Origin of the sequence: Longimicrobium sp. (assembly GCF_048594345.1) — a bacterium.
Classification (GTDB): domain Bacteria; phylum Gemmatimonadota; class Gemmatimonadetes; order Longimicrobiales; family Longimicrobiaceae; genus Longimicrobium.
The window spans coordinates 1-7222 of record NZ_JBMDXM010000234.1 but is presented as its reverse complement, the minus strand read 5'-3'; the positions used below and the strand labels follow the sequence as shown (position 1 = coordinate 7222).

General features: G+C 68.8%; 7 protein-coding genes. 1 reads left to right on the top strand and 6 read right to left on the bottom strand.

The window, feature by feature from the left end:
* Window positions 1-720 precede the first annotated feature (720 nt).
* Window positions 721-2733, top strand: coding sequence for an MFS transporter (locus tag ACOJUJ_RS24275; protein WP_420129507.1), 2013 nt, complete (start codon window positions 721-723; stop codon window positions 2731-2733).
* A 485-nt stretch (window positions 2734-3218) separates the two neighbouring features.
* Here the strand turns inward: ACOJUJ_RS24275 and frr are convergent, their stop codons facing one another.
* From frr to rplM, 6 genes are all read right to left on the bottom strand, one after another.
* Window positions 3219-3770 (bottom strand): ribosome recycling factor, encoded by a 552-nt coding sequence (frr, locus tag ACOJUJ_RS24270; RefSeq protein WP_420129506.1) that lies wholly within the window; start codon window positions 3768-3770, stop codon window positions 3219-3221.
* A 43-nt stretch (window positions 3771-3813) separates the two neighbouring features.
* On the bottom strand, window positions 3814-4548 hold the full coding sequence (gene pyrH, locus ACOJUJ_RS24265; RefSeq protein ID WP_420129509.1) for a UMP kinase: 735 nt from the start codon (window positions 4546-4548) through the stop codon (window positions 3814-3816).
* An 82-nt stretch (window positions 4549-4630) separates the two neighbouring features.
* Entirely contained in the window at window positions 4631-5224 is a 594-nt protein-coding gene (gene tsf, locus ACOJUJ_RS24260) for a translation elongation factor Ts (RefSeq protein WP_420129508.1), read from the bottom strand.
* Between the two features lie 210 nt (window positions 5225-5434).
* Window positions 5435-6307, bottom strand: coding sequence for a 30S ribosomal protein S2 (rpsB, locus tag ACOJUJ_RS24255; RefSeq protein WP_420129505.1), 873 nt, complete (start codon window positions 6305-6307; stop codon window positions 5435-5437).
* 213 nt (window positions 6308-6520) lie between these two features.
* Window positions 6521-6916, bottom strand: a complete 396-nt coding sequence (rpsI, locus tag ACOJUJ_RS24250; protein WP_420129504.1) for a 30S ribosomal protein S9 — start codon at window positions 6914-6916, stop codon at window positions 6521-6523.
* 5 nt (window positions 6917-6921) lie between these two features.
* Window positions 6922-7222, bottom strand: a 301-nt coding sequence (gene rplM / locus ACOJUJ_RS24245) for a 50S ribosomal protein L13 (RefSeq protein ID WP_420129503.1), incomplete at its 5' end; no start/stop codon positions are given.

Sequence of the window (7222 nt, the reverse complement as noted above, 5' to 3'; positions counted from 1 at the left end):
ACGGGCGTGGGGCAGGGTTCGAGGCGCTTCGGATAGAGATCCTTCGGTCGGCGCACGGGGTGCCGTGTATCGCTGACGGTTCGGGGCGGCGCCTCTCTCAGGATGACAGTGGAGGCGGACGGGGGCTCTGAGGCTGAGAGGGTGTTGCCAAACCTCCCCCCTACAGCCCCTTCTCCAGCCGGCCGCACACTGTCATCCTGAGGGAGCGCACGCCCCTAACTTTCATAGCCACACAAGCTTGCGCGCGACCGAAGGATCTCCGTCGGGGCGCGCCGGGCCCAGCCGTACGAGCCGTTCCACTCCCTCTGTTGCCAAACCTCACCTGCCCAACGGGCGTGAGGCAGGGTTCGAGGCGCTTCGGATAGAGATCCTTCGGTCGGCGCACGGGGTGCCGTGTGTCGCCAACGGTTCAGGGCGGCGCCTCTCTCAGGATGACAGGTGGAGGCGGACGGGGGCTCTGAGGCTGAGAGGGTGTTGCCAAACCTCGCCTGCTCCCGCCGGCGTTCAGCCGGCGCCAACCCTTCGCGTGAACGCAGTTTGCGGAGCGATGCCTCCTCCGAGCAGTCGACGCTAAGGGACGGTTGGGCAACACGCTCCCAGGTGTGCAAACGTGGGCGTAGATCTTGATGAGCCCTCACGGCTCATGAACCGCGGGGTGCGCGCCGATCGGGACCGGCGGCGCATCCCGCCGCTTGCATCCGTCGTTCAAGGGCAGTCCGTATGGCACACCCCGCTCCTCCGGCCGCATCCGAGCCGCTGACCCACCGGCAGGTGCTGGTGATCTTCAGCGGACTGCTGCTGGCCATGCTGCTGGCCGCGCTGGACAGCACCATCGTCGCCACCGCGCTGCCCACCATCGTGGGCGAGCTGGGCGGGCTGGAGCGGCTGGCGTGGGTGGTGACGGCCTACCTGGTCGCGCAGACCATCGTCACCCCGCTGTACGGCAAGCTGGGCGACCTGTACGGGCGCAAGGTGGTGCTGCAGGGCGGCATCGTCCTTTTCCTCGTCGGTTCCGTGCTGTGCGGGATGAGCGCGACGATGGGGCAGCTGATCCTGTTCCGCTTCATCCAGGGCCTGGGCGGTGGCGGGCTGATGGTCACCACGATGGCCGTGGTGGGCGACGTGGTGCCGCCGCGGGAGCGCGGGCGCTACCAGGGGATCTTTGGCGCCGTGTTCGGCGTGTCGAGCATCGCGGGGCCGCTGCTGGGCGGGTACTTTACCACGCACTGGTCGTGGCGGTGGATCTTCTACATCAACCTGCCGCTGGGCCTGGTGGCCATGGCGGTGATCGCCGCGACCCTTCCCGCGCGCACCGAGCGCATCCGCCGCGCCATCGACTTTGCCGGCGCGGGGCTGCTGGCGGTCACGCTGAGCGCCGCCATTCTGGCCGCGGACCTGGGCGGCGTCACCTACGGGTGGACCTCGCCCGTCATCCTGGGCCTGGCCGCGGTGACGCTGGTCTCGCTGATTGCGTTTATCGCCGTGGAGCGCCGCGCGGCCGAGCCCGTGCTGCCGCTGCGCCTGTTCCGCGAGCGCGCCTTTACCGTCAGCTCCGCCGTCGGCCTCATCGTCGGCTTCGCGATGTTCGGCTCCGTCACCTACCTCCCCGTCTTTCTACAGGTCGTCAACGGCGCCACGCCCACCGGCAGCGGCCTGCAGATGCTGCCGATGATGGGCGGGATGCTGGTGAGCTCCATCACCTCGGGGCAGATGATCAGCCGGTGGGGGCGCTACAAGATGTTTCCGGTGATCGGAACGGCGGTGATGGCGATCGGCCTGCTGCTGCTGTCGCGGATGAACGCCGGGACCACGCTGACGGGCGCGTCCATCAACATGCTGGTGCTGGGCCTTGGCCTGGGTCTGGTGATGCAGGTGCTGGTGATCGCGGTGCAGAACGCGGTGGACTACCGCGACCTGGGCGTCGCCACCAGCGGCACGACGCTCTTTCGGCTGATCGGCGGCTCGCTGGGAACGGCCGCGTTCGGCGCCATCTTCGCCGCCGGGCTGCGGTCGCGGCTGATGGCGACGCTGCCGCCCGGCGCGTCCGCGGGCGAGGGCGCCGCGGGGCTTAGTCCGCAGGTGCTGGCGCAGATGCCGGCGGAGACCCGTGCGCTGTACGTGGACGCGTTTACCGGCTCGCTGAGCACCGTCTTTCTGGCCGCCGCCGTGATCGCGGCGATCGGCTTTCTGCTCGCGCTGCTGATCCCGGAAAAGCCGCTGCGCGAGACCGTGGCCGCCACCGCCGGCGACGTGGGCACCGAGGCGGGCGAGGCGTTCGCCATGCCGCAGGACGCGGATTCGGTGCGGCAGATGGAGCGGGCGCTGGCGCTGGTGGCCAGCCGCGACGCCAGCCGCGAGTACGTGCAGCGCGTGACGGCGCGCGCGGGCGTGGACCTGTCCCCCGCCGCCGCGTGGCTCCTCGTCCGCATCGACGAAGACCCGCGCCTGGACCCGCACGCCTTGGGCCGCGCGCGGCAGGTGGAGCCGCAGGTGATGGACGCCGCCCTCGCCCAGTTGCGCGACCAGCGCCTGGTCGCGGGCGAGCACGGCACGGCGGGCCTGCGCCCCACGGTGGAAGGGTGCGCCGTGCTGGACCGCCTGGCCGACGCCCGCCGCGCGCACCTGACGGAGGTGCTGGCCGAGTGGGACCCGGAGCGCCGCGGCGAGCTTGCCCAGCGCATCCGCCAGATGTCGCGCGACCTGGTCCCCGACGTCCCGCACCACGGCGTCTGACGCGGGGAGAAGTCTCGGCACGGGGCTCAAGCCTCTTTTACGCGAAGGATCGGGGCCGAACGGAAGTCCTGGTTTGCCTGAGTTAGGAGCTTGAACGGCTCCCGGGGGCTGGGTCTGGCGCAACCCGACAAAGATCCTTCGGTCGCGCGCAAGCTTCTGTGGTCATGAAAGTGAGGGGTGTGCGCTCCCTCAGGATGACATCGGGGTCCAAGGGAAGATGAGGTTGCGCGCGGGAGCATGGGATGCGCAGAGATCAAACTCTGTTAACTCTGGTGACTCTGCGTGAGACCCCTTTCGTTCCGTTCCCCGACGTAACAACGGTACCCTCGGCACCGGCGGGGCGACCGTCATCCGCAGAGAACCAAACCCCGTTAACTCCGTTGACTCCGTGTGAGGCCATCTTTTCCCCGCCGGAACGCAAAACGCGAAGGACGCGGAGAAAACCCTCCGCGTCCTTCGCGTGAACCACAGACCAGCGGGAGGAATCACACCTCCATGATCTCCGCTTCCTTGTGCTTCATCAGCTCTTCGATCTTGGCGATGTACTGATCGGTAAGCTTCTGCACCTCGCCCTGCTCGCGGCGCACGTCGTCCTCCGACAGGCCTTCGTCCTTCTGGCTCTGCTTGACCTCGTCGTTGGCGTCGCGGCGCACGTTGCGCACGGCCACACGCGCCTCTTCGGTGAGCTTGTGAAGCATCTTCACGAACTCCTTGCGGCGCTCCTCGGTCAGCGGCGGGATGGGGATGCGGATGATGCTGCCGTCGTTGGACGGGTTCAACCCCAGGTCCGACTCGCGCAGGGATTTTTCGATGGCCTTGAGCATCGACTTGTCCCAGGGCTGCACCGTAAGCATGCGCGGCTCGGGCGCCGACACCGTGCCCACCTGGTTCAGGGGCATGAGGCTGCCGTACGCCTCGACCTTGATGCTGTCCAGCAGCGCCGGGCTGGCCTTGCCGGTGCGCACCGCGGCAAACTCGCGGCGCAGCGCCTCGATGGCGCCATCCATCCGCTGACGTGCTTTCTGCAGGCTGGGCATGGGCGGTCCAGTACGCTCGTGTCGAAAGAAGAAGGAAAGGAGCTCAGGGCTGGGCCCGGCGCTCCGTCCGGGGTGCCGGGGCCGCGTCGCTGTTCACCAGCGTGCCGATGCGCTCGCCGCGCACCGCGCGCGCCACCGCCCCCGGCGTGTCCAGGTTCAGCACCATGATGGGGATGCCGTTGTCCTTGCACAGCGAGAGCGCCGCCGCGTCCATCACCCCCAGCTCGCGCGAAAGCGCCTCCAGGTACGTGATCTCGGGAATGAACTGCGCATTGGGGTCCTTCTTGGGATCGGCCGTGTAGACGCCGTCCACCTTGGTGGCCTTGATGATGACGTCGGCCTCCATCTCGATCCCGCGCAGCACCGCCGCCGTGTCGGTGGAAAAGTACGGGTTCCCCGTGCCGCCCGCAAAGATCACGATGCGGCCCTTTTCCAGGTGCCGGATGGCGCGCCGGCGGATGTACGGCTCCGCCAGCTGCTCCATGCGGATGGCCGTGAGCACCCGCGTCTCCAGCCCGCCGCGCTCCATGGCGTTCTGCAGGGCCAGGGCGTTGATCACCGTGGCCAGCATCCCCATGTAGTCGGCGCTCACGCGGTCCATCCCCTGCGCGCTGGCCGTGGTGCCCCGCACGATGTTGCCGCCGCCGATCACCAGCCCCAGCGCCACCCCCATGTCGTGGACGGCGCGAATCTCCTCGGTAAGCTGGCTGATTACGGGCGGGCTGATGCCGAAGCCCTGTTCGCCCGCCAGCGCCTCGCCGCTGATCTTGAGCAGCACGCGGCGGTACTTGAGCGCCTCCGCCCCTTTCGCCGCGGACGGCGAAAGGGGCGCGGCTCCGGGGTGCGCCCCGTCCGTCACGTTACTCGCCCAGCGCAAAGCGGGTGAACCGGCGCACCTCGATCTTTTCGCCCGTCTTGGCGCTGACCTCGGTGATCAGCTGGCCGACCGTCTGGTCCGGGTTCTTGACGAACGGCTGCTCCAGCAGCGCCTGCTCGCTGTAGAACTTGTCGACCTTGCCGTCGACGATCTTGTCCCAGATGTGCTCGGGCTTGCCGCTCTCGCGCATCTGCTCGCGGTACACGGCGCGCTCGCGCTCCACCAGCTCCGCCGGAAAGTCTTCGCGGCGAATGGCCACCGGGCTGGCCGCGGCCACGTGCATGGCCACGTCGCGCACGAGCCCCTGGAACTGGTCGGTGCGGGCCACGAAGTCGGTTTCGCAGTTCACTTCCACCAGCACGCCGATCTTGCCGCCCATGTGGATGTAGCTGCCGATGGCGCCTTCGCGCGTCTCGCGCTCCGCACGCTTGGCCGCCTTGGCCGCGCCGCGCGCGCGCAGAATGTCGATGGCCGCCTCCATGTCGCCGCCCGCCTCGGTGAGCGCCGCCTTGCACTCCATCATCCCGGCCCCGGTGCGCTCGCGGAGCTCCTTCACGGCCTGTGCGCTGATTGCGATCGTCATTGCTTCCGTCTTTCCGGATCTATGGTTCAAGGGTCGCGCGGCGTTCGCGCGCGTGGCCGCGGCGCGGGAACCTGTCGCCGCGCCGCCCCGCGCGCAACCCCGCGGGCATGGGTGTTCCCCGCCCCGGTGGGAGCGGTGGATGAAAAAGGAGCCCCGGCACATGCGCGCGCCGGGGCCCCTGCAAGGCTTTCGCCGCGGCGCGGATTACTCCTCGCCGCCGTCGTCGCTTCCCGGAGCGCCCGGCGCGGCGTCGGCGCGCGGCCGGCGCTTGCGGCGCGGGCGGCGCTTCTTGTCGCCGCTGTCACGGTCGCGGTCGGCCGGCTGGCGCTCGCCCGTCTCGCTGCTGTACGTGGTCACCTCGGCCTCGTCGGCGCGGCGGCGGTCCTCGGCCGGCATGGCGGCGCGCGCCTCGACGATGGCGTCGGCGATGGCGTTGCTGATCACCTCGACCGAGCGGATGGCGTCGTCGTTGCCCGCGATGGGCACCGTGAGCACGTCCGGGTCGGCGTTGGTGTCGGCGATGGCGATGACCGGAATCCCCAGCTTGTTGGCCTCGGAGATGGCGATCTTCTCGCGCTTGCTGTCGATGACGAACATGGCGCCCGGCGTGCGGGCCATGTCCTTGACGCCGGCCAAGTACTTGTCCAGGCGCTCGCGCTCACGGTCCAGCATCAGGCGCTCCTTCTTGGTGTAGTACTCGAAGGCGCCCTCGTCCATCCCCCGCTCCAGCTCGCGCAGGCGGCGGATCTGCTTCTTCATGGTGGTGAAGTTGGTGAGCATGCCGCCCAGCCAGCGCTCCGTCACGTAGAACGAGCCGCTGCGCTCGGCCGCGCTCTCCACCACCGCCTTGAGCTGCTTCTTGGTGCAGACGAACAGAATGCGGTCGCCGCGGCTCACCACGCTGCGGGTAAGCTCCTGCGCCAGCTCGATCTGCCGCTGCGTCTTCTTGAGGTCGATGATGTAGATGCCGTTGCGCTCCGCGAAGATGAACTTGCGCATCTTCGGGTTCCAGCGGCTGGTCTGGTGTCCAAAGTGGACACCGGCCTCGAGAAGGTCCTGAATCTGGGGTACGGCCATCGTGTGCTTGTCCTGACAGGTATGCGGTTTTTCCCTGCGGCCCCATCCAGGGCCCGGGCTTCCACCGCCGTCGTTCGCCCGTCCGACCCCTCCTGTGACGGAGCGGCACCCGGACGCGGGCGTCGGGCGGTGTGCTTGATGGTACCGGTGATCTGGGCAAACGCGCGTGCCGGGACGAAGTCCGTCCCGGCACCGCGATGCCCGCGCTCCCGATTAGCGCTTGCTGAACTGGAACTTCTTGCGGGCGCCCGGACGGCCCGGCTTCTTGCGCTCCACCTCGCGCGGGTCGCGGGTCAGCAGACCCTCGGCGCGCAGGCGGGCACGGAACTCCTCGTTCACCTTGAGCAGCGCGCGGGCCACGGCAAGGCGAATGGCGTCGGCCTGGCCGCGCACGCCGCCCCCGTTCACCGTCACCTTGACGTCGTACTGGCCGGCGGTCTCGGTGGCCACCAGCGGGCGGTTGGCCGACTGCTGCAGCACGTGCCGGGGCTGGTGCTGCTCCAGGGTGCGGCCGTTCACGCTCCAGGTGCCGTTGCCCGGGCGAAGGTACACGCGGGCGACGGAGGTCTTGCGGCGCCCGATGGCGTGGAACTGTTCAGTGGTCGCCATGATGATCAGAAGGTAAGAGGCTCGGGATTCTGGGCCTGGTGCGGATGCTCCGCACCAGCGTACACCTTGAGCTTCTTGCGCATCTGGCGGCCCAGGGCGTTCTTGGGCAGCATGCCCTTTACCGCAAGCTCCACCACCCGCTCGGGGTGCTTGGCCAGCATCTCGCGGAAGGGGATGAACTTTTCCCCGCCCATGTAGCCGGTGTGCTTGAAGTAGGTCTTCTGGTCGGCCTTGTTGCCGCTCAGACGGACCTTGTCCGCGTTGATGACCACGACGTAGTCGCCGGTGTCCAGGTGCGGGGTGTAG

What these genes read in the sequence shown, in the direction of transcription:
- ACOJUJ_RS24275 (WP_420129507.1), top strand. Translation starts at nt 721, where the DNA reads ATGGCACACCCCGCTCCTCCGGCCGCATCCGAGCCGCTGACCCACCGG.
- frr (WP_420129506.1), bottom strand. Translation starts at nt 3,770, where the DNA reads ATGCCCAGCCTGCAGAAAGCACGTCAGCGGATGGATGGCGCCATCGAG.
- rpsI (WP_420129504.1), bottom strand. Translation starts at nt 6,916, where the DNA reads ATGGCGACCACTGAACAGTTCCACGCCATCGGGCGCCGCAAGACCTCC.
- rpsB (WP_420129505.1), bottom strand. Translation starts at nt 6,307, where the DNA reads ATGGCCGTACCCCAGATTCAGGACCTTCTCGAGGCCGGTGTCCACTTT.